This is a genomic window from Collinsella sp. AF14-35, from assembly GCF_003464565.1.
Lineage (GTDB): Bacteria > Actinomycetota > Coriobacteriia > Coriobacteriales > Coriobacteriaceae > Collinsella.
Genome location: NZ_QRZD01000031.1, coordinates 1 through 24,117, shown reverse-complemented (window position 1 = coordinate 24,117; position 24,117 = coordinate 1). Strand labels below are relative to the sequence as shown.

At 58.5% G+C, this 24,117-nt stretch carries 18 protein-coding genes and 1 tRNA gene; 8 read left to right on the top strand and 11 right to left on the bottom strand.

The window, feature by feature from the left end:
* Window positions 1-145: 145 nt before the first annotated feature.
* The 5 genes from DWW12_RS08815 to DWW12_RS08795 all read right to left on the bottom strand — a co-directional run bounded on the left by DWW12_RS08815 (window position 146) and on the right by DWW12_RS08795 (window position 4,725).
* Complete coding sequence (locus DWW12_RS08815) at window positions 146-1,261, bottom strand: SIS domain-containing protein (RefSeq protein WP_117638249.1); 1,116 nt, start codon at window positions 1,259-1,261, stop codon at window positions 146-148.
* 194 nt (window positions 1,262-1,455) lie between these two features.
* Entirely contained in the window at window positions 1,456-2,169 is a 714-nt protein-coding gene (locus tag DWW12_RS08810; RefSeq protein ID WP_117648564.1) for a GntR family transcriptional regulator, read from the bottom strand.
* Window positions 2,154-2,921, bottom strand: coding sequence for a GntR family transcriptional regulator (locus tag DWW12_RS08805; RefSeq protein ID WP_117855763.1), 768 nt, complete (start codon window positions 2,919-2,921; stop codon window positions 2,154-2,156). The genes DWW12_RS08810 and DWW12_RS08805 overlap by 16 nt, the downstream gene beginning before the upstream one ends.
* A gap of 38 nt (window positions 2,922-2,959) precedes the next feature.
* Window positions 2,960-3,448: a hypothetical protein gene (locus tag DWW12_RS08800; RefSeq protein WP_117648566.1), complete on the bottom strand. Its 489-nt coding sequence runs from the start codon at window positions 3,446-3,448 to the stop codon at window positions 2,960-2,962.
* 248 nt (window positions 3,449-3,696) lie between these two features.
* On the bottom strand, window positions 3,697-4,725 hold the full coding sequence (locus DWW12_RS08795; RefSeq protein ID WP_006235873.1) for a LacI family DNA-binding transcriptional regulator: 1,029 nt from the start codon (window positions 4,723-4,725) through the stop codon (window positions 3,697-3,699).
* Between the two features lie 183 nt (window positions 4,726-4,908).
* Between DWW12_RS08795 and murB the strand changes: the two genes are divergently transcribed.
* On the top strand, window positions 4,909-5,871 hold the full coding sequence (murB, locus tag DWW12_RS08790; protein ID WP_117855762.1) for a UDP-N-acetylmuramate dehydrogenase: 963 nt from the start codon (window positions 4,909-4,911) through the stop codon (window positions 5,869-5,871).
* Window positions 5,872-6,093: 222 nt separating this feature from the next.
* Here murB and DWW12_RS08785 read toward each other — a convergent pair whose 3' ends face one another.
* Window positions 6,094-7,302 (bottom strand): hypothetical protein, encoded by a 1,209-nt coding sequence (locus DWW12_RS08785; RefSeq protein WP_117855761.1) that lies wholly within the window; start codon window positions 7,300-7,302, stop codon window positions 6,094-6,096.
* A gap of 266 nt (window positions 7,303-7,568) precedes the next feature.
* Here DWW12_RS08785 and galE point away from each other — a divergent pair, with 266 nt between their 5' ends.
* The 3 genes from galE (at window position 7,569) to glgP (ending at window position 12,753) form a co-directional block, all read left to right on the top strand.
* On the top strand, window positions 7,569-8,630 hold the full coding sequence (gene galE, locus DWW12_RS08780) for a UDP-glucose 4-epimerase GalE (protein ID WP_117855760.1): 1,062 nt from the start codon (window positions 7,569-7,571) through the stop codon (window positions 8,628-8,630).
* A 220-nt stretch (window positions 8,631-8,850) separates the two neighbouring features.
* On the top strand, window positions 8,851-10,356 hold the full coding sequence (gene malQ / locus DWW12_RS08775) for a 4-alpha-glucanotransferase (protein WP_117767060.1): 1,506 nt from the start codon (window positions 8,851-8,853) through the stop codon (window positions 10,354-10,356).
* Between the two features lie 129 nt (window positions 10,357-10,485).
* Entirely contained in the window at window positions 10,486-12,753 is a 2,268-nt protein-coding gene (gene glgP, locus DWW12_RS08770; protein ID WP_233544284.1) for a glycogen/starch/alpha-glucan family phosphorylase, read from the top strand.
* Between the two features lie 455 nt (window positions 12,754-13,208).
* On the opposite strand, the gene DWW12_RS08765 is transcribed toward glgP, so the two are convergent.
* The 5 genes from DWW12_RS08765 to DWW12_RS08745 all read right to left on the bottom strand — a co-directional run bounded on the left by DWW12_RS08765 (window position 13,209) and on the right by DWW12_RS08745 (window position 18,601).
* Complete coding sequence (locus DWW12_RS08765; protein ID WP_117640835.1) at window positions 13,209-14,408, bottom strand: ABC transporter ATP-binding protein; 1,200 nt, start codon at window positions 14,406-14,408, stop codon at window positions 13,209-13,211.
* Between the two features lie 68 nt (window positions 14,409-14,476).
* Entirely contained in the window at window positions 14,477-15,316 is an 840-nt protein-coding gene (locus DWW12_RS08760) for a carbohydrate ABC transporter permease (protein WP_117584245.1), read from the bottom strand.
* Window positions 15,316-16,170, bottom strand: a complete 855-nt coding sequence (locus tag DWW12_RS08755; RefSeq protein WP_055252174.1) for a carbohydrate ABC transporter permease — start codon at window positions 16,168-16,170, stop codon at window positions 15,316-15,318. The genes DWW12_RS08760 and DWW12_RS08755 overlap by 1 nt, the downstream gene beginning before the upstream one ends.
* An 88-nt stretch (window positions 16,171-16,258) precedes the next feature.
* Window positions 16,259-17,575: an ABC transporter substrate-binding protein gene (locus DWW12_RS08750; protein WP_117855759.1), complete on the bottom strand. Its 1,317-nt coding sequence runs from the start codon at window positions 17,573-17,575 to the stop codon at window positions 16,259-16,261.
* A 306-nt stretch (window positions 17,576-17,881) separates the two neighbouring features.
* A complete protein-coding gene (locus tag DWW12_RS08745; RefSeq protein ID WP_089573620.1) occupies window positions 17,882-18,601 on the bottom strand; it encodes a GntR family transcriptional regulator in 720 nt (239 codons plus the stop codon).
* Between the two features lie 224 nt (window positions 18,602-18,825).
* On the opposite strand from DWW12_RS08745, the gene DWW12_RS08740 reads away from it, so the two are divergent.
* The 4 genes from DWW12_RS08740 (at window position 18,826) to DWW12_RS08725 (ending at window position 23,575) form a co-directional block, all read left to right on the top strand.
* The gene (locus DWW12_RS08740; protein WP_117855758.1) at window positions 18,826-21,276 is read left to right on the top strand and encodes a PTS transporter subunit EIIC; all 2,451 of its coding nucleotides are present in this window, start codon (window positions 18,826-18,828) and stop codon (window positions 21,274-21,276) included.
* 127 nt (window positions 21,277-21,403) lie between these two features.
* A complete protein-coding gene (locus DWW12_RS08735; protein WP_117817700.1) occupies window positions 21,404-22,417 on the top strand; it encodes a polyprenyl synthetase family protein in 1,014 nt (337 codons plus the stop codon).
* A gap of 139 nt (window positions 22,418-22,556) precedes the next feature.
* Window positions 22,557-23,462, top strand: coding sequence for a peptidoglycan-binding protein (locus DWW12_RS08730; protein WP_199411031.1), 906 nt, complete (start codon window positions 22,557-22,559; stop codon window positions 23,460-23,462).
* 38 nt (window positions 23,463-23,500) lie between these two features.
* Window positions 23,501-23,575, top strand: a tRNA-Gln gene (locus DWW12_RS08725).
* The last annotated feature ends 542 nt before the right edge of the window (window positions 23,576-24,117 follow it).

The following is a 24,117-nucleotide window of genomic DNA, read 5'->3' as shown; positions in this document are numbered from 1 at the left end:
TGCCGGTCTCGTAGAGCGCCTTGCCGTCCTCGAGATAGCCCTCCTGGTCGAAATGCATGATCTCGATCTTCTCGGTTTCCTTCATTTGTCTCTCCTTTCTGGGGTTGTTTCCACATCCCCCATGCCAACGGGCATCAAAACCCGCTTACATTCCGTAACACTCAGCCGCTTTGGCCTTAAGCGCATTGACTGACTCTTCGTAGCCCTCTGCCTTGACCTCCATTTGCTTGGAGACGGTATCGAGATACGGGTGCACGTTCCATGACTTCAGACGCTCGGCAATCATGGCCGCAATCGTCTGGAAGAACACAAGATTGGGAATTGCGCTGAGCAGCGGAGCCACCTGAGGCACCGCAACCTCGTGAGCCCTACCCTTGGGATGGGCCGTGAGCAGCACCGTTTTTGCCGTAACGTTCGATAGCGCATCGGCGATATTCGCAAGACGCTCCGACCCCTGCGGATCGTCGACGATAAACACCAGATAGCCCGGAACGATCTGCATCTCGGGACCGTGGACGAACTCCTCGCCTTCGTGATGCATGGCAGGAATCTTGATGGTCTCGCTCAGCTTGAGCGCTGCCTCCTCGGCAACACCATAGTTGGGGCCGTTGCCGACGACCATGGCGGGCATGTGCTCAGAAAGCTCGAGCATGTGATCTTGGACATATGCCTCGGCGGTCTTGCACATCACGGCATTAGCCTGGATAGCCTCGCGCAGGTCATCAAGACGCTGAGCAACGCCCTTGGCGTCAATCGTTCCGCGCGCCTGACCGCCGTAAATACCAAAGAGCACCAGGTACTCAACGAGAACCTCGACGCCCAGAGTCACAAAGTCCACCGACTCGACACCCACACCGTAGTCAAGAACGATGTCAGCGTGTTCCTTGATGGGTGCCTCGACGTTTGCCGTGAGCGCAACTGCAGCCATATCGTGTGCACGCATGTAATCGAGCGCCGCAATCGTATTGGTCGAATAGCCGCTCTGCGAGACGGCGATGTTGAGCGCATGCTGCGGATAGGTGTGTTCAAAATCGACGAAGGCCTCGGGCGTCACAACGGACACCTGCATCTGCAGCGCATCTTGCAGGTAATCGCGGGCGCAATCGGCGGCATGGCGCGACGAACCCGAAGCAACGATGCGCAGTGCATCAAAAGAACCGGACTGGAAAATATCAACGAGCTGCGCTACCAGCTCAGACGAACGCTCGAGGTTCTCCCCCATACGCACATGGGCAAGCTGAACGTAATCGAGCATCTTCATCGTCTCACCTCGTAACAAATCATTAGTATTTGATACCAACCACAGTTACAGGTTACGGCTTTTTGATACCTCTTTGTCGATTAATTTATCCCCATCGGCGAACGGTCAATTTTGAGCCATGTAAGGTTGTATATACGGTCTGCTCAACGAATCAAAATTCCGTCAACTTTTCAGCCCGTTATGCAAAAAACCAGCTAGTACGTATAGGTATATCCACCCGCATCACCGCGGTTAAACGACTTGACGTACTCGATCGCCTGGCCGCTCGCATCGAAGCTTACGCACTCCAGCGTCAAGGCAAGATCACCCTGCTCCAGTCCAAGCAGGCCGGCATCTCGTGCGCCCAGCGCTTCGATATCGAGCTTTTCCTGTGCCATAACTGGCTTTCGGCCCAGCATCTCATAGGTCTCGTACAAGCTGAAGACCGACACGTCAATATCTTCGATGGTTGGGAACAGCAGGCAGGGAATCAGCGCCGTCTCGATCGATACGGGGCTACCGTTTATGCAGTTCAGGCGTCGAATGGAATAGAGCAGGTCGTCCTCGGCGATGCCAAACAGGTCAGCGTAGTATGGCCCCGCATAACGCTTGGAACGTGCGAGAATACGGACGGACGGCTCGCCGCCCGAAGCACGGACCGATTCACGGAAACCGCCCGTGCGTTCAAAAAAAGCAGGTACTTTCTGCGCCACAAAGGCACCTTTCCCCCGAACACGGCGAATCTGCCCGCGCCGAACCAGCTCATCGACAGCGCTTCGGATGGTCAAGCGTGTCGTACCAAATTCCTCGGCGAGGTCTTTTTCGGACGGAATCATGGAACCCGTGGGATATGTACCGCGCTCGATACGCTCCTCGATGCGGCGTCGAATGCGCATATAAACCGGGGTGGCATCTACTGTTTCAGCCATTGTTCACCTGCCACACTCCTCATGCCGTTCTCTTCGCCGTTATCGGCAAAGCGAAACTTTGTGGGCAAAATCACCGATTTGCAATGCTCCACAAAACGCATGTCCTTATCAAATTCAATCGAGCTCTCATAGAACACCGGCGTTCCCTCTTCTTGCTGGAGCAGCTCGGCCTCTTCGACGTTCAAACGCGAGATAGAGATATGCTCACGTCCATGCTCAACACGCACGCCGCCTTCTTTGAGCAAGACATCGTAAAGGCTCTCGCACTCAAAATCGTGCTCGGTAAGCGATGGGCACAGGGACAGGTTAACGTGAGCGGTCTCGATTGACGCCGGCCCGCCCTCAATAAGTCGAACGCGCTGCATGCGGAGCAAAGGAGCGCCTACAGACACCCCAAGCTTGTCGGCAAGCGCCTCATCCGCCTCGATGGTCCCGGTGGAAACCAGACGAGAAGAGGGGTGCAGACCGGCAGTCCGCACAGCATCGGAAAAGTTATACGTTTCCTGAAAGATGTTTAGCGGCTTGGGAGGACACACATACGTACCCGATCCGCGACGGCTCTCGAGCGTTCCACACGAGATGAGCCGCGTGATACCGGCACGCAACGCTGTACGCGAAACGCCAATCTCTTCGCACAGCACGCGCTCGGCCGGCAGGCGATCCCCGCCGGCAAGCTGATGGTGCTGGATATACCAAAGAATTCCCTCAACAGCACGATCTTTGGGGGGAATTGCATAAGATTCGCCTGCCATTGCACAGACTCCTCATTCAGAAACGTATGCCGCCAAAATTAGGCCAGCCCTCCCATGGCATCAAATTCGGCCTTGATCTTCTCGGCGACATTCCGATACGACTTATATAGACTTGAATCGCGTTTAACTTCGTCGGTCATAACGGGAATCTCTAATTTGGAAACCTCGTCTTTTCCCGTCTGAACCGCCACAACAACGCCCATACCAAGACACATATTACGCTTGGCAGCGTTTATTTTCGCCGCCTTGGCAGGATTTGCCAGGATACGCTGGGCAAATTCCTGTTTTGAAGTCACTTCCTCGGCCTCCGGATCGCCCGCCTCGGCTACTTCGCACTGCAACACGTCCGCATAGTCAAAAATCTTAGGCTCTGCACCACGCTGATGCACGGCCCACTTGCGACGCGTGGCATCCTGGTAGATAGCCGGCAAAAACGTAAACCGCGGCGGGTCCAAAATCGTATCCGTGATGGTAAACACATCGGGATCAAAGGCATCCTGCGGGTTTTTCTTCTTGAACAGCCCCATATCAGCCTCCCGTACTAGCATTAAACAACTCAAGCTGAATATAGCACCAATTTCAAGCCACTGCCTTACCCTATCGGTGCGCGGCGTCTATGGCTCGCCCAGCGGAAGAGTTAACGGACGAGGGCCGGGGTGCCTGCCTTGTTTTGAGAAGTGGGCTCCGCGAACTTCTCAACACAAGGCAGGCACCCCGGCCCCGCCGGCAAATAGCGGACACTCCGCATGCAATCTATGCAAACAAACAAGTACGCTTAGCTACATTCGGTAAGTTCGAGCACGCTGCCCTTAACGATAAGTGCCGGCTCCAGGACGACCTCTTCGGCACGCCTACCGCCCCTACCGGCAAGACGCTTGGACATGCAGCCAAAAGCATGCTCCGCAAGGACACCAGGATCCTGCTCAATCGCGGTCAGCGCCGGCTCAAAGAGAACGTCGGCCGCCGAGTTGTCATAGCTTACGACCGAAATATCGCCCGGGATGCTCTTCCCCATCTCGTGCAAGCGCTTGAGCAGACCGAGGGCGATGTTATCCGAACTTGCGAACACAGCGGTGGCATCAGTTGCGAGCACCGCCTCCGAGGCCTCGTAGGCACTCGGAATGTAGTACTCGCTCTCAAACTCCAAACGCGCGTCGATAGGCAAGCCAACCTCGCGCAGTGCGCGCTCATAGCCGGCAAGTCGCTTACGCCCCGTATTGGAACGGCGCGCGTTAACCAAGCAGGCAATGCGACGGTGGCCCTGCTCGATCAGATAGCGGGTGGCCATGTAGCCACCCATCTCGTGGTCGAACATCACCTTGTCGCACTCGAGCCCTTCAATGGCACGGTCGACCATCACGGCCGGGATGGGCAGGTGGCTGACTTCTTCGCGCAGGGCGCGGTCGTCGGAGAACTCGTCACCCACCACCAGAAAGACGCCGTCAACACCGCGCGTCACCAGCTGGCGCAGCAGCTCCAGATCGTCATCGGCGCTTCCGCCCGAGCTGGTAATGAAGAGCGCATAGCCGTCCTCGCGGCAGCGCTTTTCCAGGCTACCGGCGAGCGAAGCAAAAAAGCGGCTCTCGATGTTAGGGACGATAAGGCCCAGGGTGCGCGACTCGCGCATGACCAGGCTGCGCGCGATCTGGTTGGGAACATAGTGGTTGCGCGCCGCGACCTCTTTGATGAGCTTGCGGTTTTCTTCCGAGATGCGACAGGGCCGATTATTGAGCACAAGCGAGACCGACGAGGGGGAAAGCCCCACCTCCTGGGCGATCTGCTTGAGGGTGACTTTGTTGGCCATCTCGCTCCTTCCGGGTTTACGCGCAATCTCTTGAAAGTATAGCGACTACCCCTCTACCTCGGTGATAAACACTTTACCAATCCGGTAGACGGCTGTTTTATCGCCGCCAGCGCACCAAATCCGTCCGGGTGGGGTATATTGCAATCGATTGATGACAACGACCACCAAAAGGCGGCTATTAGTATGCACGAAAACGATTTTTTTAACGAGGACCTGCTGTGCGCGCTTGCTGGCGTTGCCGGCGAGGACAACGTACTGATGAGCGAGCCCATGCGCGAGCACACCACGTTTAAGATCGGCGGCCCGGCCGACGTCTTTGTCACGCCCGATACCGAGCAGGGCCTCGTCGCCACGCTCGATACCTGCTATCGCTGCGATCTGCCCCTCACCATCGTGGGCAACGGCTCCGACCTGCTCGTCGGCGACAAGGGCATCCGTGGCGTCGTCGTGGCGCTGGGCGAGGGACTCTCCGACATTACGGTCGACGGCACGCACGTCACGGCGGCAGCCGGCGCCTTGCTTTCCGATGTCGCCGCTGCGGCAGCCGAGGCCGGTCTCACCGGCATGGAGCCCATCTCGGGCATCCCCGGATCGGTCGGCGGCGCCTGCCACATGAACGCCGGTGCCTACGGTGCCTGCATGGCCGATGTGCTGGGGTCCGTGCGCGTCTACAAACCCGCTCGCCAGCTCGACGACGGCACCCGCGGCAGCGGCAACATCATCGAGTTCGATGTCGACGAACTCAACCTGGGCTATCGCAAGAGCCGCATCGCCGACGACGGCTTTATCGTTCTTTCGGCCACCTTCAACCTCGCACCGGGCAACGCCGCGATGATTAAGGCCGACATGGACGACTACCGCCAGCGCCGTGAGGACAAGCAGCCACTCGACATGCCGAGTGCTGGCTCCACTTTCAAGCGCCCCGAGGGTTACTTTGCCGGCAAACTCATCATGGATGCCGGCCTGCGAGGACACGCCGTTGGCGGCGCGCAGGTGAGCGAGAAGCACTGCGGCTTCATCGTCAACGCCGACCACGCCACCGCCGCCGACGTCGATGAACTCATCCGCCACATCCAAACAACCGTCAAAGACCAATTCAACGTAGACCTAGAACCCGAAGTCCACCGAGTCGGCGAATTCCTCTAACAAAGAAGGCCCCGAAAGGGGCCTTCACTTTCTTTTATTCAGACAACCAATCCGGTGCGTAGCGCCCCGAACCCGAGAGGGCCGCGTGCCCGCCCGCAATATATTTGATTGATCGCGAGTTCCGCACGCAAAGAAGGCCACTTAATGTGGCCTTCGTCTTGCGCAGGACTGCCCGAGCAGGCAATCAAATATATTGCGGGCGGGCACGCGGCCCAGTCGGCTTTACGACAGCGCAATACCGCCAAGCCAGCCCCAACGCACGCCAGAGCCAGTACCATAAAAGCTAATGAACGAATCAAGCGACTTAGACGTAATGGCGCCCTCGTTGCTCATTACGATGCCGCCGCCAACGTAGATACCCACATGACCGTAGATAAGGCCCGGAGCACCCGTGCCGCTGTGCGAGGAATCGGCCACGATCATGCCCACCTGCAGCGCCGAGCGGTCGGAGCTATAGCACCAGGCGTTAAACATATCGCACGCGTTACCGCCAAAGTAGCCAACGCCGGCGTTACGGAAGACATTGGTAACCCACGCCGCGCACCAGTTCTGACCCGGCGAAGGTGTGGAGTAGCACGCGTTGACGACGGCCTGCTGCTTGCCCGAGCCGGCATTCTGCTGCGGAGTTCCGGGCGCATACGATCCACCGCCCGAGCTCGAACCACCCGAGTAGGAATTGTTCTTGTTCGCGGCGGCTGCGGCAGCGGCAGCGGCCTTCCTGGCAGCCTCCTCGGCCTGGGCGGCAGCGAGAATCTCGGAATCGCGTTGAGCCATGAGCTCCTTGACGTCGTCGGAAAGACCGTTCAGCACGGTCTGGACTTCTTGCTGCTTGGCCTGCATATCCTGCATCTGAGCCGTCTGCTGGTCCTTGAGTTTCTCCAGGTTGGCCTTTTGTGCTTCGAGCTCGGTCTTCTGCGCGTCGAGCTCAGCCTGAATCGTCTGGATATCCTCGATGGCATCGCGGTCGCTCTTGTTGATCTTCTCAACGTAATGCGCGTTGGCGACGAGTTCCTCAAACGAGCCAGAGGCCAGCAGCAGCGACAGGATGTTCGTACCGCCGGACTTGTAGCTGGCGGCCACGCGATCGGAAAGGTCGTTGCGCTTCTTCTTGAGCTCGGCCTTCTTTTCATCGATCTGGGCCTGCGTGTCGTCAATCTTGCCCTGGACATTCTCGATGTCGTTGAGGGTCTGGGCATTCTTGTTGGCCAGCGCCGCATACTCATTTGCGATGCTGTCGAGCTGGGCCTGAACCTCGTCGAGTTGGGCCTGGGCGGCATTCAATTTATCGGTGGTTTCTTTGGAAGCCTCCGCCGCATGGGCGCGAGTGGGCAGGCCAAAAAGAACTGCCGCAGAAGCGGCGCCGAACAGGGCCTTAAGGGCAGTGCGGCGCGAGAGCTCCTGGGAAAGGATGGAATCGCTGTTTGGTGACATATGTACTCCGTTACATGCTTATTTATATGTCGCTCAACTCATACATATTAGCGTACATATGGCGCGTCCCAACGATTTCCACGAACGGCAGGAAACTACAAGGTCGGCGGCTCGTAAGCAATTGTCAAATTTGAGGTAACAATTGAGCAAGCTCTTATATGAGTACGTTAACATAATCCTCTGCTTTTCCTACAGTGCACCATTTGGGCGTCCCCGCCTGCGCTATACTCCCCTCTAGAAGTGTTCCTGATTCGATAGGAGACTACATGTCCAAAGCACTCGACCCCAAAGACACCTGCGTCCTCGTTACCGGTGGCGCCGGCTTTATCGGCTCGCACACCGTCGTTCAGCTGCTCGAGGGTGGCTACCAGGTCGTCATCGTCGATGATCTCTCCAACTCCAGCGCCGTCGCCGTCGACCGCGTCAAGACCATCGTGGGCGACGAAGCCGCCAAGAACCTCACCTTCTACAAGGCCAACGTGCTCGACCGCGATGCGATGAACAAGATCTTCGATACCCATCAGATCGACCGTGTCATCCACTTTGCCGGCTTTAAGGCCGTCGGCGAGTCGGTGAGCAAGCCCGTCGAGTACTACCACAACAACATCGAGAACACCCTGGTGCTCATCGACGTCATGCGCAACCATGGCTGCAAGTCCATCATCTTCTCGAGCTCCTCGACCGTCTACGGCGACCCGGACAACCCGCCCGTCACCGAGGAAGACCCCAAGAAGCCCGCAACCAACCCCTATGGCTGGACCAAGTGGATGATCGAGCAGATCCTTATGGACGTCCACACCGCCGACCCCGAGTGGGACGTCGTGCTGCTCCGTTACTTCAACCCCATCGGCGCTCATCCGTCGGGCCTGATCGGCGAGGACCCCAAGGGCATCCCCAACAACCTGGTGCCCTATGTCGCCCAGGTCGCCGTGGGCAAGCTCGAGGCCGTTCAGGTCTATGGCAACGACTACCCCACCCCCGACGGCACCGGCGTGCGCGACTACATCCACGTGTGCGATCTGGCCTCTGGTCACGTTGCCGCCCTTAACTGGATGAACGGCAAAACCGGCGTCGAGATCTTTAACCTGGGCACCGGCACCGGCACCTCGGTACTCGAGGTCGTCGCCGCCTTCTCCAAGGCTTGTGGCAAGGAGCTGCCCTACGTGATCCGCGAGCGCCGCGCCGGCGACATCGCTGCCAACTGGTGCGATGCCTCCAAGGCCGAGCGCATGATGGGCTGGAAGGCCCAGTACGACATCGCGGACATGTGCCGCGATAGCTGGAACTGGCAGAGCCACAACCCCAACGGCTTCGCCGACGCCGAGTAGCAAAAACCTACATACCGCTCTTGCCCCGATCTCACGTTGTGAGGTCGGGGCTTTTTCATGGCATGTAACCATTCGCCGAAAATCGACCAACTTTTTTATCTTGCCTGTACATGTTTAAACAACATGTTTTACAATAGGCGTATCGAATCAGAACATCGGAGGCGGACTGCACACCCATCGGCAGGCCGACCCCACAACAAGAAGGTTGGTGAGCGCATTCATGGAGCGTGCAAGCGGCGTCCTCATGCCCGTCTCATCTCTGCCCGGACCATACGGAATCGGCGGCTTTGGCTGGAATGCCTACGACTTCGTCGATTTTCTCGCCTCGTGCAAACAACATTACTGGCAGATTCTGCCCCTTACGACGACCAGCTATGGCGATTCGCCCTATCAGTCGTTCTCGGCCCGCGCAGGCAACTCCAACTTTATCGACTTTGCCGAGCTTATCGAGGCAGGGTATCTGGAGCAGCGCGATATCGATGGCGTGTATCTGGGATCCGACCCCAGCAATGTCGACTACGGTGCCATCTTTGGTGGCCGCCGTCAGATTCTCGACCGCGCCGCCGAGCGCTTTGCTGCCGACAAGCCGGCCGATTTCGATGACTTTATCCAGGCCAACGAGGACTGGCTCATCCCCTACTGTGAGTTCATGACCGTCAAAGAGGAGTGCGGTCTCAAGGCGTTTTGGGAGTGGCCCGCGGAGCTCCGCACCCGCGGCGAGGCTTCCGCCAAGGTCTGCGCCGACCATCCGGCGCGTATGCTCTACCACCAGATGACGCAGTACTTCTTCGATCGCCAGTGGAGCCGCCTCAAGGCCTATGCCAACGAGCGCGACATTCTCATCATCGGCGACCTGCCCATCTATGTCTCGCGTGACTCCGTCGAGATGTGGGCGACGCCTGAGCTCTTTAAGATCGACACCGCCGGCAATCCCGTGAGCGTCGCCGGCACGCCGCCCGACCAGTTCTCGGCCACCGGCCAGTACTGGGGCAACCCCATCTACGACTGGGACGCCATGGAGTCCGACGGCTTCTCCTGGTGGGAGGGCCGCATTCGCGCCGCCCTCGACATGTACGACGTCATCCGCCTGGATCACTTCCGCGGCTTCGAGGCCTATTGGGAGGTGCCGTTCTCCTCGCCCGATTCGTCCTACGGTTCGTGGACGCAGGGTCCCGGCCTCAAGTTCTTCAAGACGCTCGAGGAAAAGCTCGGCACGCTGCCCATCATCGCCGAGGACCTGGGCTTCCTCACCCCCGGCGTCATCGACATGCGCGACAACTCGGGCTTCCCCGGCATGAAGATCCTGCAGTTTGCCTTTGAGGGCACCAACTCGTACTACCTGCCGCATAACTACATCGCCAACACCGTCGCCTATGTGGGCACCCACGATAACGAGACGGCGCGCGGTTGGTTTGAGGGAACGGCCACCCCGCGTCAGCGCGAGCAGGCAGCCCTGTACACCCATCAGCAGGCCGGCGAACCCATGGCAGATGCACTCAATCGCACCATCGCCGCCAGCGTGAGCGACACGTGCATCTACACCATGCAGGACCTGCTCAACTTGGGCAACGAGGCGCGCATCAACACCCCTGCCACGTTGGGCGGCAACTGGACCTGGCGCATGCTCGACGGCGCCATCACCCGCGAGCTCGAGCACAAACTCACCGACTGGACCGAGACCTACTTCCGCATCCCGTCGGAAGCCGAAATCGAGCTTCCTCAATAGGAGCTACCGCGCCCGACCCCTCCCCACCGTGCGGACGCGCTTGCTTTTTCCCGCGCGAGGCCACCCCAATCCCCTCGCGCGGGCTTCTTATGAATTGCAGACATGAAACAACCCATCACAGGAGAAAACATGCCCCAAATTAACCTCATGGAACTCGCCGAGCAGTCTTTTGGCACCTCGCTCGAGCAGCTCGACGACCGTCGCATTTACAAGCTGCTGGTCAAACTCGTGCAGGAGCGCTCCGCCGCCTGCCCGCTCAACAACGGCAAGAAAAAGCTCTATTACATTTCCGCCGAATTTTTGATCGGCAAGCTGCTCATCAACAACATGATCGACCTCGGCATCTACGATGAGGTTAAGGACCAGCTCACCGCCGCAGGCCACGACCTCAACAAGATCGAGGAGTTCGAGGTCGAGCCGTCGCTCGGCAACGGCGGCCTGGGCCGCCTGGCCGCATGCTTCCTGGATTCCATCGCCACGCTGGGCTTGACCGGCGATGGCGTGGGCCTCAACTATCACTACGGCCTGTTCCGTCAGCGCTTTGTCGACAACCAGCAGAAGGCCGTCCCCGACGAGTGGCTCGGTGAGCAGGACATCCTAGTCGACGACGGCCGCTCCTACACCGTCGAGTTCGGCGATTTTGCCGTTACCTCCAAGCTCGTCAACATCGACGTGCCCGGTTACGGCCAGCCCACCAAGAACCGTCTGCGCCTGTTCGACCTGGCGAGCGTCGACGACGGCCTGGTCCCCGGCAGCTCCATCGACTTCGACAAGACCGAGATCGCCAAGAACCTCACCTTGTTCCTCTACCCCGACGATTCCGACGAGCAGGGCCGCCTGCTTCGCATCTATCAGGAGTACTTCATGGTGAGCAACGCCGCCCAGCTCCTGATCGACGAGGCCGTCGAGCGCGGCAGCAACCTGCACGATCTGGCCGACTACGCCGTGGTCCAAATTAACGACACGCACCCCACCATGGTCATCCCCGAGCTCATTCGCTTGCTCACCACCGAGCATGGCATCGAGTTTGACGAGGCCGTGACCATCGTACGCTCCATGGTCGCCTACACTAACCACACGATCCTTGCCGAGGCGCTCGAGAAGTGGCCGCTCGCCAGCCTGCAGAAGGTCTCCCCTGCCATCGCCGACATTATCGTCAAGCTCGATGAGATCGCGAAAGCCGAGCACGATGACCCGCGCGTCGCCATCATCGACGAGCACGACACCGTCCACATGGCCCACATGGACATCCACTTTGGCTTCTCCATCAACGGCGTAGCCGCCCTCCACACCAAGATCCTGGAGGACACCGAGCTTCATCCGTTCTACGAGATCTATCCCGAGAAGTTCTCCAACAAGACCAACGGCATCACCTTCCGCCGCTGGATCCATGGAGCCAACCCCGCGCTCGCCAGCCTGCTCGACGATGTAATCGGCACCGACTGGCGCAGCACCGGCGATCTGAACAAACTCGCCAAGTTCGCCGACGACAAGGACGTTCTTGAGCGCCTGGCCGCCACCAAGGTCGAGGCCAAGGCCATCATGCGCCAGTTCATGGCGCTCGAGCAGGGCGTGACCATTCCCTCCAACGCCATCATCGACGTCCAGGTCAAGCGCATCCACGAGTACAAGCGTCAGCAGATGCTCGCGCTCTACATCATCTGGAAGTACTTCGATATCAAGAACGGCAACAGGCCTAAGCACCCTGTCACCATCATCTTTGGCGGCAAGGCGGCGCCTGCCTACACTATCGCGCAGGACATCATCCATCTGATCCTGACGCTGTCGCAGTGGATTGCAAACGACCCCGACGTGGCTCCCTACCTGCAGGTTGTCATGATCGAGAACTACAACGTCACCGCCGCCGAGCGCGTGATCCCCGCCGCTGACATCTCCGAGCAGATCAGCCTGGCCTCCAAGGAGGCGAGCGGCACCTCCAACATGAAGTTCATGCTCAACGGCGCCCTAACCCTGTGCACGCTCGACGGTGCCAACGTGGAGATTGCCGAGCTCGTGGGCGACGAGAACATCTATACCTTTGGTGCCTCGTCCAAACAGGTCGAGCAGCTCTACGCCGACGGCACCTACAACGCCGGTGCGCTCTACCGCAAGCCCGGCATTAAACTGCTGGTGGACTTCATCACCAACCCAGCCTTTATGGCAACCGGCAACGCCGAGCGCCTGCAGCGCCTGCACGACGACATTAAGGGCAAGGACTGGTTTATGGCCCTGCTCGACATTGAGGAGTACATCCAGACCAAGGAGCGCGTGCTGGCCGACTACGAGGACCAGGACGCCTGGATGCGCAAGGCGCTCATCAATATCGCCAACGCCGGCACCTTCTCGTCCGACCGTACGATCTCCCAGTACAACGACGAGATCTGGCACCTGAGCTAATTCGGTTTCATCGCCCATCCTCTTGAAAACGGAGCCACGGCAACGCGGCTCCGTTTTTTGTGCCCGCACGTTACCCTGTGATCCGACTCGGCCAAACAATCTCGATCCATAACAACTACTCAACCAAAACGATCCCAGCTGTTACAGATTGAGACATACCGGCCCCTCCCCTTGGGTTTATCTCAATCTGTAACATCTAGCAGGTGAAATTCGCCTTTGGTGTTATAGATTTAGATGAAATGGTTAGCTCAGCGGAACCGCCTCGATCTGTAACATCTAACGTCCGAAATCGGCCCTATCCGTTACAGATCGAGACAAACGACCGGTCAGACAGTCCCAACACAAAGAAAGGCTCCCCTCTCGCCCAGTGGACGGGAGGGGAGCCTTATATGTGACCGCGGCAAAAGGATGGCAAAGCCGCAGTCGCCCAAAGGGAGGGCCTGGATGCACCGGGCCTAGATAAGGTTCTTGCCAGACACCTTATCGAAGAGATGAGTCGCGTTCTTCTCGAACTTGAACCAGATGGGGTCGCCAGCCTTGAGCGCGCCCTTGGCCTCGAGGTCGACGACGGGGATAATCAGGACAAACTGGCCGTCGGGAGCGGTCACGTGGACATGCTCGGTCGAGCCCATGAGCTCGGTCACCTCGACGGTGCCCTGGAGCGCACCCTCCTCGCCCTTGTCGGCAAGCAGAATCTGCTCGGGACGCACGCCGGCCGTGATCTCCTTCACGTCGCCGCCGTCCCAGTTGAGAGCAAGCTGAGCGCAGGTCTCGGGGGCGAGCGCCACGTTCATATCCTCGGTCTTGACGGTAAAGCCGTTGCCCGAGCGCACCAGCTGGGCATCGAAGAAGTTCATCTGCGGCACGCCGATAAAGCCGGCGACGAAGATGTTCGCGGGATGGTTGAAGACCTCCTGCGGGGTGGCGATCTGCTGGACGACGCCATCCTTCATGACCACGATACGGTCACCGAGGGTCATAGCCTCGGTCTGGTCGTGAGTAACATAAATGAACGTGCCCTTGATCTCATGACGTAGCTTAATGAGCTCGGCGCGCATCTGGTTACGAAGCTTAGCATCCAGGTTGGACAGGGGCTCGTCCATCAGAAAGACCTTGGGGTCACGTACGATGGCGCGGCCGATGGCGACACGCTGACGCTGGCCGCCGGAGAGTGCCTTGGGCTTACGGTCAAGATACTCGGTAATACCCAGGATCTCGGCAGCGGAGCGAACCTTGCGGTCGATCTCGTCCTTGGGGACCTTCTTGAGCTCGAGCGTAAACGCCATGTTCTCGTACACCGTCATATTGGGGTACAGAGCATAGCTCTGGAACACCATGGCGATGTCGCGGTCCTTGGGAGCGACGTCGTTGACGCGCTTGCCGTCGATGAGCACGTCGCCCGAGGTGATATCCTCCAGGCCGGCGACCATGCGCATCGTCGTGGACTTACCGCAGCCAGAAGGGCCAACGAGGACGATGAACTCCTGGTCGTGAACGGTGAGGTTGAAGTCCTCTACAGCGAGCACACCGTCCTCGGTAACCTTGAGGTTGTGCTTCTTCTCCTCGGTTTTCTTCTTTTTGCCAAAGAAGCCCTTCTTTTTTGACTCGTTGTTGGGATACACCTTCTGAACATGTTTGAGAACGATCTCGGCCATGTCTTTACCTTTCGATACGCGGCGCCGCGCTGAGAGGCGCCGCCAAAACTTGCAAAACAGTTACGGCATCAGCCCTTGACGGCACCTGCCACAACGCCGTCAATGATGTACTTCTGGCAGAAGATGTACATGATGACGATGGGGATGACGACCATCATGATGCATGCCATCATGGGGCCGAGCTCGACGTGGCCATAGCCGCCACGGAAGTACTGGATCAAGATAGGAATGGTCTTGTACTTGGTGGAGTCGAGCGTAAGGTAGGGCAGCAGATAGTCGTTCCAGACCCACATGGTCTCAAGGATGCCGACCGAAAGATAGGTGGGCTTCATAATGGGAAGGACGATCTTAAAGAACACCTGGACCGGGTTGCAGCCGTCGATCATGGCCGCTTCCTCAATCTCGAGCGGGATGTTCTTGACGAAGCCGGCGAACATAAAGACCGCGAGGCCCGCGCCAAAACCAAGGTAGATGAAGCAGATGTTAAACGGCGTGTTAAAGCCGATGCGGTCCGCGAGGTTGGACAGCGTGAACATGAGCATCTGGAACGGTACGACCATCGAGAAGACGAACAGGTAATAGAAGAAGTTCGAGATCTTGCTGTTGACGCGCACCACGTACCAAGCGCACATGGAGCAGCACACCAGAATCAGCACGACCGACGTGACCGTGATGATAAGCGAGTACATAAACGCCGAGGCAAAGCCCTGCTCGTTCAGAGCGTGCACGTAGTTTGCGAGGCCGTTGAACGTCTCGGGCGTGAGCAGATCGAACGCCGTGGTGGTGCTGATTGCGGTCGCTTTCTTAAAGGAATTGAGCGCAATCATGAACACGGGGTAGATCCATGCGAGCGACAGAATCGTAAAGAAGATCGAGAGCGCGCGGTTGATAGCCTTATCGCGTTTCATTACTGCTGCACCTCCTTGGACCTCGTGGCCTTAAGCTGGATCATAGAAATAGCGACAACCAGGATGCAGAAGATAACTGCCTTGGCCTGACCGATGCCCTGCCATGCGATGCCAGCACGCGAATAGAACGTGTTGTAGATGTTCAGGGCGAGCATCTCGGTGGAGTGCGCCGGGGCGCCACCGGTAAGGGCGAGGTTCTGGTCGAACAGCTTAAAGCCGTTGGTGATGGACAGGAACAGGCAGATGGTGATAGTCGGCATCAGGTTGGGGATCTTAACCTTCCAAAACGTCTGCCATGCCGTAGCGCCATCGACCTTGGCGGCCTCGATGTAGTCAGACGGGATGGACTGCAGACCGGCGATGTAGATGATCATCATGTAGCCGACCTGCTGCCACAGGGTCAGGATGATAAGGCCCCAGAAGCCAGCGGCGGAGTTGAGGGCGATGAGCTGGGCGCCCACGTTGGAGAGCAGGCAGTTGATCAGAATCTGCCAAATGTAGCCCAGCACGATGCCGCCGATCAGGTTAGGCATAAAGAAGATCGTACGGAAGATGTTGGTGCCCTTGAGCGCCTTGCGGGTGAGCGCCTGCGCGATGGCCAGCGCGATCACGTTGATGAGCACCGTCGACAGGAAGGCAAACGCCACCGTAAAGAAGAACGACGTGGAGAACTGCGGATCGGACAGCGCGCGCACGTAGTTCTCGATACCGACAAAGTGCGCGTTATTGATGGTAATAAACTGGCAGAACGAGAGATAGAAACCCTGGATAAAGGGAATCACGAACCCGATCATAAACGCCAGGCACGTGGGCAGCATAAAGAGCGGCCACCAGCGCTTGAGTGCTTTGCCCATAGAAGGGTCCTTTCATATATGCAGGGGGCGGGCAAACCTACGTCTGCCCGCCCCCTGTCGCTAATCAGATAGCTTGGGCAGCAACTGCTTACTCGGAAGCAGCCTTCTCGGCCTTCCAGCCATCGACGAAGGCGTTCTTGACGCCGTCCCACTTGGTGTTGTCGGCAGCATAAGCGATGAGAGCCTGCTTGAGGTTCTTCTTCCACTCCTCAGAGGGGATGTAAACGAAGTCCCAAGCGACGGTCTTCTTGCCGTCCTTGGCCATAGCAACGGCCTGCTGCGAGAAGACGTTGGTGGTCTCCTTAGCGCTCTTGAACGGGGCGGTCAGACCCATCTTGTCAGCGATGATGCTGGTGGCGGTGTCAGAAGTGACGCACCAATACATGAAGTCCTCGGTGGCCTTCTGGGCATCCTCGGAAGCCTGGGAGCTGACGCACCAGTAGTTCTCGCCGCCGGAGCACAGGCCCTGGTTCTCCTCGCCATCGACGCCGATGTAGATCGGCAGCATGCCGAGCTGGTCGTCGGTCATACCGGCCTTGGTGAGGTCGGCGTAGGCCCAAGAGCCGTTCTGGTAGAAGACGGCCTTGCCGGTTGCGAACTCGTTGGTGGCGTCGTCACCGGTCTTGGAGGCGAGCTGCGAAGGATCGCAGGTGGAGTCGGTGATATACAGGTCGAAGATCTGCTTAAAGTTGTCGAGATACTCGCCCTTGATCTCGTCGTCCTCCTGATTGTGCTCCTTCTCGAACTCGTAGTAGAGCGGGAGGTTGGCGAGGTGCGTGGTGTAGCGCCAGCTGGAGGAGTCATCCATACCGGCGGAAGTGAAGGCACCGTCAACGCCGAGCTCGTCCTTGCGGGCCTGGATGTCATCGGCGCAAGCCTTCAGCTTGTCGAAGGAGTTGATGTCCTCGGCCTTGTAGCCGGCCTTCTCGAGGAGCTCCTTGTTGTAAATGATGCCGTAGCTCTCCTGAACCCAGTCGATACCCAGATCCTTGCCGTCGGACTGCAGCGCCAGGGAGTCGTCGATGAGCTCGCCGCGGAGCTTGGTGTCGGAAAGATCGGCGCAGTAGTCCTTCCAGTTCTTAAGGCCGGTGGGGCCGTTGACCTGGAACAGCGTCGGAGCGGAGCTCTTGGACATCTCGGACTTGAGCTTCTCCTCGTAGGTGTTGGAGGCGGCGGTCACGATCTTGACCTCGACGCCCTTCTCCTTCTTGTACGCCTTGGCGATCTCCTTCCACTCCTTGTCGACCTCGGGCTTGAACTGGAGGAAGTAGACCTCGGCAGCGTCACCAGAAGCAGAGGAGCCGGAGCCGGCAGAACCACCGCAGCCCACGAGACCCAGACCAAGAACCGCAGCCGCGGAACCAGCAAAGCCCAGGAACTGCCTTCTGCTCATTTCGTTCTTCATTACAATCCACCCTTTCACACCGTGGCGGCACCCTTTGCCGCCGCCTTCGGAGATTGGCTCGGGGACTTTGCCCCTTTTGCTGATTTGTACAATACGCTATTTGGCTAGTTGTTTGAACAAGTATTACTAGAGCGGTAGAAAAACTTCGGTGAACGGTAATTTCGACTTGATACTTGACAAGTTTTGTATAAACAATTATTTGTTATCGAATGCAGAGAAAACGCCCGATCAAGCCGATGCATCGTCGGTTTGACCGGGCGTTTTCGCTTTGAGGGCATGAGTCTCGTCAGGCTGCGAGCTAGCCGGCTATCGCTTGGAATTGACGCGGTAATGGAAGATCTCGGGGTGTGTGCGGGCATGCGTGACCTCGAACAAGATGCCGTCCGAGGTGTACGACTGGCTCTCCATAACGGCGACGCAGTTGTACTTGCCAAGGTCCAGATAGCTGCAGTCCTCATCGTTGGCGAGCTCGACACTCACCGTACGACGGCTCGCCATCACTTTGACGCCGCGCTTGTGCTCCAGATAGCCGTAGATAGAATCCGCCGCGATCTCGGGGGTCAGGCCCTTGGCGACCGACGCCAAAAAGTAGCCATGGTCCACTTGGCGCGCGCTGCCGTTGAGGCTTCGGACACGCACTACGCGAATCAGCTCCTCGCCCACCTTAAAGCCCAGGCGGCGAGAGAGTTGCTCAGTGCAAATCAAATGTTCAAAAGACTTGACCTCGGTCGATGCGACGGCATTGTTGCGTTTTGCGAACTCGCCAAACGACTCAACCTCTTCGAGTGCGCCCAGCATGTCGGTTTCGCCCTTAAGCCAAATAACGCGCACGCCCTTACCGTGTATAGGCTGCACAAACATCTGGTCGGCCAGCATGCTCAAGGCGCGTCGAACGGTATTGCGCGTGCAGCCAAACTCCGCGGTCAGCTCGGCTTCGGTTGGCAGCATCTCCTGAAACGCATAGGTCCCGTTAATGATGCGCGAACGGATCTCGCGGTAGATTCCTTCGTAAATCGCTTTTGGCATGATTTCACCTCTAATGAATATGTATGGCTAGGCACGATAGCATTTCTTAAAGTTGTTTAAACCGATTATCGGTAAAGCACGGATTATTTACCGTCGACGGTTCCCCCGAAACCCAAATCGGACCGAATCAAAACCGTCAATGCGGCAAGCAGCCAGTCCTCTACAATGAGTTCATTGTTTAAACGTTCTTGCTCGCACAGCATGTTGCATCCGGAAGGCATATTATGCTGCAGAAAATCCAACGTTTTGGCGGAGCCATGTTCGCGCCCGCCATGCTGTTTTCTATATCAGGCCTCATGGTCGGCATCTCCGCCCTCGCCACGACCGTAGACATCGTCGGCGATCTCGCCGTATACGGAACCCCTTGGTACGTTTTCTGGACCATCATCCAGCGCGGCTCGTGGACGGTCTTTAAACGTCTCCCGCTCCTTTTTGCCGTAGCGCTGCCTATCGGTCTTGCCCAAAAGCAACCGGCACGCTGCTGCCTCGAGGCGCTCGTAGCCTATTTTGCCTACTGTTTCTTTTTGAGCGAGATCATTAAGCTGAGCGGCGACAACCTTGGACTTAAGTACCCGTCGTCTTTAACCCCCGCCAGCGGCATCACCGTCATCGACGGCATCAAGACGCTCGACACCGGCATTATCGGCCCGCTGGCGGTGTCGGCAACCGTCGTCGCCATCCATGACCGCTTCTACGATGCCAAGGTTCCCGATTGGCTCGGCACCTTCTCGGGTTCCTCGCTGGTCTACCTCATCAGCTTTTTTGCCGTGTTTGCCCTTGCCGCCATCTCGGCCGCCATCGTGCCCTTCGCATACGCTGTGACCGAAACGCTGCGCCACGCACTTGCGGGCGTCGGCCCCTTCGGCGTGGGCATCTTTGTGTTTTTGGAGCGAGCGCTCGAGCCCATGGGGCTGCACCATCTGCTCTATATGCCCATCTATTACGACAATCTGGTCATTCACGACGGTATTTACGCCACGTGGACCAACCTGCTCCCCATTCTCTCCCATAGCACGCGCCCTTTAAATGAACTTGCGCCCTGGGCGGGTTTTACCGCCACCGGCTGGGGCAAGCTCTTTGGCCTTCCCGCCATCGCGGCAGCATTCTATTTCACCGCCAAACCCGAACGCCGCGCCGGCCTTAAGGTCATCCTTTTGCCCGCCATCGTCGCCTCGGTGGTCTGCGGCGTCACCGAGCCGCTCGAGTTTCTCTTTATGTTCACCTATCCCGGACTCTTTTTGCTCTACGCCGTCCTGTCCTCCTGCCTTGCCATGACCATGAACTTCTTTGGCATCGTCGGCATCTTCTCGGGCGGTCTCATGGAAATGACGGCCTTCAACTTCATCCCACTCATGCGAATGCATGCCGGCTCCTACCTTTTGGCGCTCGGTATCGGTCTTGCCTTTAGCCTCATCTTTTTTGTTAGTTTTCGAGCACTCATCTTGGTCTATGACCTTAAGACGCCGGGCCGCGAGGATCATGTCTCCAATCGCGCGGCAATCGATCGTTTAACGGGAAGCGGCTTTGCCAAAGAGCAATCTCCCAATGGCGAGGTCGGTATTCAATCCGATCAAGATCACGTCCTCGCCGAGCGGGTAATTCAGCTTTTAGGTGGCGTTGGCAATATCGTGGGCGCAACCAACTGCGCCACGCGCCTGCGCGTCGAGGTCGCAGACCCTTCCATCGTTGCAGATAATGCGTCGTTTGTCGCGGTGGGCGCCAAGGGCCTCATCATTACGGGCAAGACCGCCCAGGTGATTATTGGCATCTCCGTTCCCCGCGTTAAAGAGCATTTTGACCAGATCATGGGCCTCGAGCCGGGATTTGTGCCCACCACCTCGGCCTCCCCTGCCGCCAGCGCAGCCCATAAGCGCGGCGATATCTGCTTCTTCGATATCGACGGAACACTCGCCTGGCAAGACCCTCGAGTGGCACAAGAACTTCCCGAGAGCGAGCGAGACCTCTCCCCCTATCCCAATGAAGCGGTCTCGCAAGCCATCCGTGATTTTGTCGCCAAGGGCAATATGGCGTTTATCTGCACAGGGCGCACGCTGAGCTGCATCCATCCAAAGCTGCTCGAGCTGCCCTGGACCGGCATCGTCTGCCTCGCGGGTGGCTATGTCGAACTTGAGGGACACGTGATTCGCGATTTGGCGATGACGCCCGGTATGCTGCAGCGTCTTGCTCCCATTCTTGAGCAATCGGACGAAGTGATTCGTTTTGAGGGACTCAATGGCGTCGTTCGCATGGGTGCCGATGCGCCCGACGCCCCCGGATATGCCCGCACCGTGGGCGATGCAATTACGCAGCTGCAACATTACAGCGCCTACAAGATCTTAATGTCCACGTCGCTTGCCAACCGCATCGCTCAGGATCAAACGTTTGAGCCGCTGCTCTGCTTTAACGAGCTCGAGCTCGAAGTGACCGAGATTTCGCCTCGCGAATGTACCAAGCGCGAGGGTATCCAGTCCGTACTCGACGCTCTCGACCCCAACCATGGAACGGTGTATGGCATCGGTGATGCCAGCAATGACATCTCGCTGATGAACGCCGTCGACGTCGGCATCGCCATGGGCAATGCACCGGACTTCCTCAAGGAAAAGGCCGACTATGTCACCGACAGCATCGACCACGACGGCGTCGTCACCGCGCTCGAACACTTTGGGCTTATCTAGCCAAGCCCCTACTGCACTTGCGGCCGCATGGACCAATCGTCTTCAACCGCCGCGCTCGACGCCCTAATGTGGCAATATGTTGTCTGCATAATGCAACGATGCAACCTATCAAAGAATGCGAGAACCCGTGTCCAGTCCGTTTACCAGCTTTTTAGCCCAGCACTTTGACCAGATTAACGACTATCTGGCCACGTTCTTTGACGGACAGGCGACTTCCGCCGATATCGAGCGCTACCTGTACGCACCACTTTCGGCCTTTACGGCCAACGCCGGCAAACGCCACCGCCCGCTCATCTGCATGCTCGCCGCCACCGCGGTGGGCGGAAGCTTCGAAAGCGCCCGCAGCGCCGCGGCGGCCATCGAGCACTTTCAGTCGGGCGCACTCATCCACGACGACATCGCCGACAACGGGCAGATTCGTCGCGGCAAGCCCTGCATGCACCTTACCGAGGGTACCGGTCTTGCCATCAACTGCGGTGACCTGGCGCTCACCATGGTCACCAAGACGGTTCTCGACGACCCCACACTCAACGCAGACGTGAAGCTTCGCGTGCTCCACGAGCTTACCGAGATGATCGTCCGTACCATCGAGGGCCAGGCGCTCGACCTGGGCTGGGTCCGCGACGGGCGCTTTGACATTTCGGTCGACGATTATCTGGACATGGCGACGCACAAGACCGCGTACTACAGCGGAGCGACGCCGCTTGCCGCCGGAGCCATTATCGGCGGCGGCAGCGAAGAGCAGATTGAGGCACTGCGCGCCTTTGGGCTGCACACGGGCCTTGCCTTCCAGATTCAAGACGACCTGCTCAACTTGATCGGCACCAAAGAGGCCGCCAACAAGGACTTCCGCACCGACATCACCGAGGGTAAACGCACGCTCGTTGCCGTGCACGCCCTGTCTGATGAGCGCCATCACGACGAGGTCGAGGCAATCCTTTCCTCGGGCACCGAGGACCCCGCGCAGCTCGCGCGCGCCGTGGAGATCTTCCAGCAGACCGGCTCCATCGAATATGCTCACGCCTACGCGCTGGACCTGACCGCAAAAGCCAAGGCTGCCATCGAGAACGTTGAGCTTGACCCGCACGCACGCGAACTGTTCCTCTCCATGGCAGATTTCTTTGTGGAGCGCCTCAACTAGCGGGGGTCACAAAACCTGTGGGCAGCGCGTTTGGGTACAAGTTGCTACACTGTTGAGTGCATGTTTATGCATTGTCTCGCGTTGTCTATCCGACACGCGCTCAAAATAGTACGAATCGTACGCCGAAAGGGGTTCGTTCATGGAACCTATTACCACGGGCATGCAGGGAGCAGCCGTCGAGGATGTTCAGTCCCGCCTTCTGCAGCTCGGTTACACCATCGATGCCGACGAGGTCGCCGACAAGCGCTTTGGCACCACCACCGAGCAGGCCGTTGGCACGTTTAGGCTCGATAGCGGCCTTGCGGCCGGTTATGCTGTCGATATCCCCTGCTGGAGCGCCCTGGTCGACGCCTCGTATAAGCTGGGCGACCGCACCCTGTATCTTCGCATGCCCAATTTTCACGGCGCCGACGTCAAGGCCCTGCAGCGCGCTCTCAACGTTTTGGGCTTTGCCTGTGGCGAAGACGACGGCTACTTTGGTCCGCATACCGAGGCCGCCCTGCAGCAGTTCCAGGAAAATGTCGGCCTGTTTGCCGACGGCATGGCCTTCCAGGACACCTACGCCTACATCAACCGCCTGCACCATGTGTGGGAGGGCAAGCCCTCGGTCACCGAAGCCGAGTCCCGCATCGGTTTTGCTCGCGCCGCCAACGTGCTCGAGCGCTTCCAGATCGCCGTTATCGGTGAGGACCCCATCGCACGCAGCGTTGCTTCGCGCATGTGGAACATCGCCACGGCAACGACCGACAACAGCGGCATGATGCTCTGCGACTCCGAGGTCCCAACCGACGTTGACCTGGTGCTCGAGATCGCAAGCGACGAGCTGCCCGCCGACGCCGCGCCACGCGCCACGATTGCCCTCGCCGAGTGCCACAACCTGGCCCAGCGCATCCGCACCGCCAATGTCGCCGTGCAGCAGAAGCCGGCTCGCATTCGCATTGAGCTCACGGGCATGACGCGCTACAACGGCACCTTCACGGCCAGCGACGCGCAGACGCTCGCCGTACGCCTACTCGATGGCGTTTGCGATGCCCTCGCAGATTAGGTAAACTAGACGAGTTGCTTTTGGGCAACACCACACATTGGGACGTAGTTCAACGGTAGAACTCCGGTTTTTGGTGCCGGCTGTTGGGGGTTCGAATCCCTCCGTCCCAGCCATTAAAACTGAGCGCCCTAAGCCCATAACGGCCCAGGGCGCTTTCTTGTGGGCAAGCGGAGGAATTCGAGCCCGCAAGGGTGCGGAGCTGAGGAAACGCGAAGCGTTTTCCAGCGCAGCACGCAAGGAGCGAAGCGACGCAGCGGGGCGCGGCCGCCGACCAGGCGGACGCGGAATCCCTCCGTCCCACACCAGCCAAGAGCCCCTCACGTCAAGCAAATCGAGCCAACGCCGCCAAGCGGAGGGATTCGAACCCGCAAGGGAGCGAAGCGACGCAGCGGGGCGCGGCCGCCGCAGGCAGACGCGGTGCCGGCACTTGGGGGCGCTCCTAAGTGCCGGCATTATAGGAACGTCCCCAAGTGCCGGCTCGGGACTATTTTCGAGGACCCTCCGAAGGACTGTGGCCAAAAAACGGCAAATATGAGTACTGTTACCGTTGTAGCTACATTATTTTCGTTAATAAAAGAAGATCTTAATGAGATTTATTCGCATCAAGGTGGTGGCGCGCGCAGACGTGGTGTAAGAGCGTCCCGAGGTCCGTCGC

Excerpts from the sequence above, each read along its gene's own strand:
- DWW12_RS08815 (WP_117638249.1), bottom strand. The coding sequence starts at position 1,261 with ATGAAGATGCTCGATTACGTTCAGCTTGCCCATGTGCGTATGGGGGAG.
- DWW12_RS08810 (WP_117648564.1), bottom strand. The coding sequence starts at position 2,169 with ATGGCTGAAACAGTAGATGCCACCCCGGTTTATATGCGCATTCGACGC.
- DWW12_RS08805 (WP_117855763.1), bottom strand. The coding sequence starts at position 2,921 with ATGGCAGGCGAATCTTATGCAATTCCCCCCAAAGATCGTGCTGTTGAG.
- DWW12_RS08800 (WP_117648566.1), bottom strand. The coding sequence starts at position 3,448 with ATGGGGCTGTTCAAGAAGAAAAACCCGCAGGATGCCTTTGATCCCGAT.
- DWW12_RS08795 (WP_006235873.1), bottom strand. The coding sequence starts at position 4,725 with ATGGCCAACAAAGTCACCCTCAAGCAGATCGCCCAGGAGGTGGGGCTT.
- murB (WP_117855762.1), top strand. The coding sequence starts at position 4,909 with ATGCACGAAAACGATTTTTTTAACGAGGACCTGCTGTGCGCGCTTGCT.
- DWW12_RS08785 (WP_117855761.1), bottom strand. The coding sequence starts at position 7,302 with ATGTCACCAAACAGCGATTCCATCCTTTCCCAGGAGCTCTCGCGCCGC.
- galE (WP_117855760.1), top strand. The coding sequence starts at position 7,569 with ATGTCCAAAGCACTCGACCCCAAAGACACCTGCGTCCTCGTTACCGGT.
- malQ (WP_117767060.1), top strand. The coding sequence starts at position 8,851 with ATGGAGCGTGCAAGCGGCGTCCTCATGCCCGTCTCATCTCTGCCCGGA.
- glgP (WP_233544284.1), top strand. The coding sequence starts at position 10,486 with ATGCCCCAAATTAACCTCATGGAACTCGCCGAGCAGTCTTTTGGCACC.
- DWW12_RS08765 (WP_117640835.1), bottom strand. The coding sequence starts at position 14,408 with ATGGCCGAGATCGTTCTCAAACATGTTCAGAAGGTGTATCCCAACAAC.
- DWW12_RS08760 (WP_117584245.1), bottom strand. The coding sequence starts at position 15,316 with ATGAAACGCGATAAGGCTATCAACCGCGCGCTCTCGATCTTCTTTACG.
- DWW12_RS08755 (WP_055252174.1), bottom strand. The coding sequence starts at position 16,170 with ATGGGCAAAGCACTCAAGCGCTGGTGGCCGCTCTTTATGCTGCCCACG.
- DWW12_RS08750 (WP_117855759.1), bottom strand. The coding sequence starts at position 17,575 with ATGAAGAACGAAATGAGCAGAAGGCAGTTCCTGGGCTTTGCTGGTTCC.
- DWW12_RS08745 (WP_089573620.1), bottom strand. The coding sequence starts at position 18,601 with ATGCCAAAAGCGATTTACGAAGGAATCTACCGCGAGATCCGTTCGCGC.
- DWW12_RS08740 (WP_117855758.1), top strand. The coding sequence starts at position 18,826 with ATGCTGCAGAAAATCCAACGTTTTGGCGGAGCCATGTTCGCGCCCGCC.
- DWW12_RS08730 (WP_199411031.1), top strand. The coding sequence starts at position 22,557 with ATGGAACCTATTACCACGGGCATGCAGGGAGCAGCCGTCGAGGATGTT.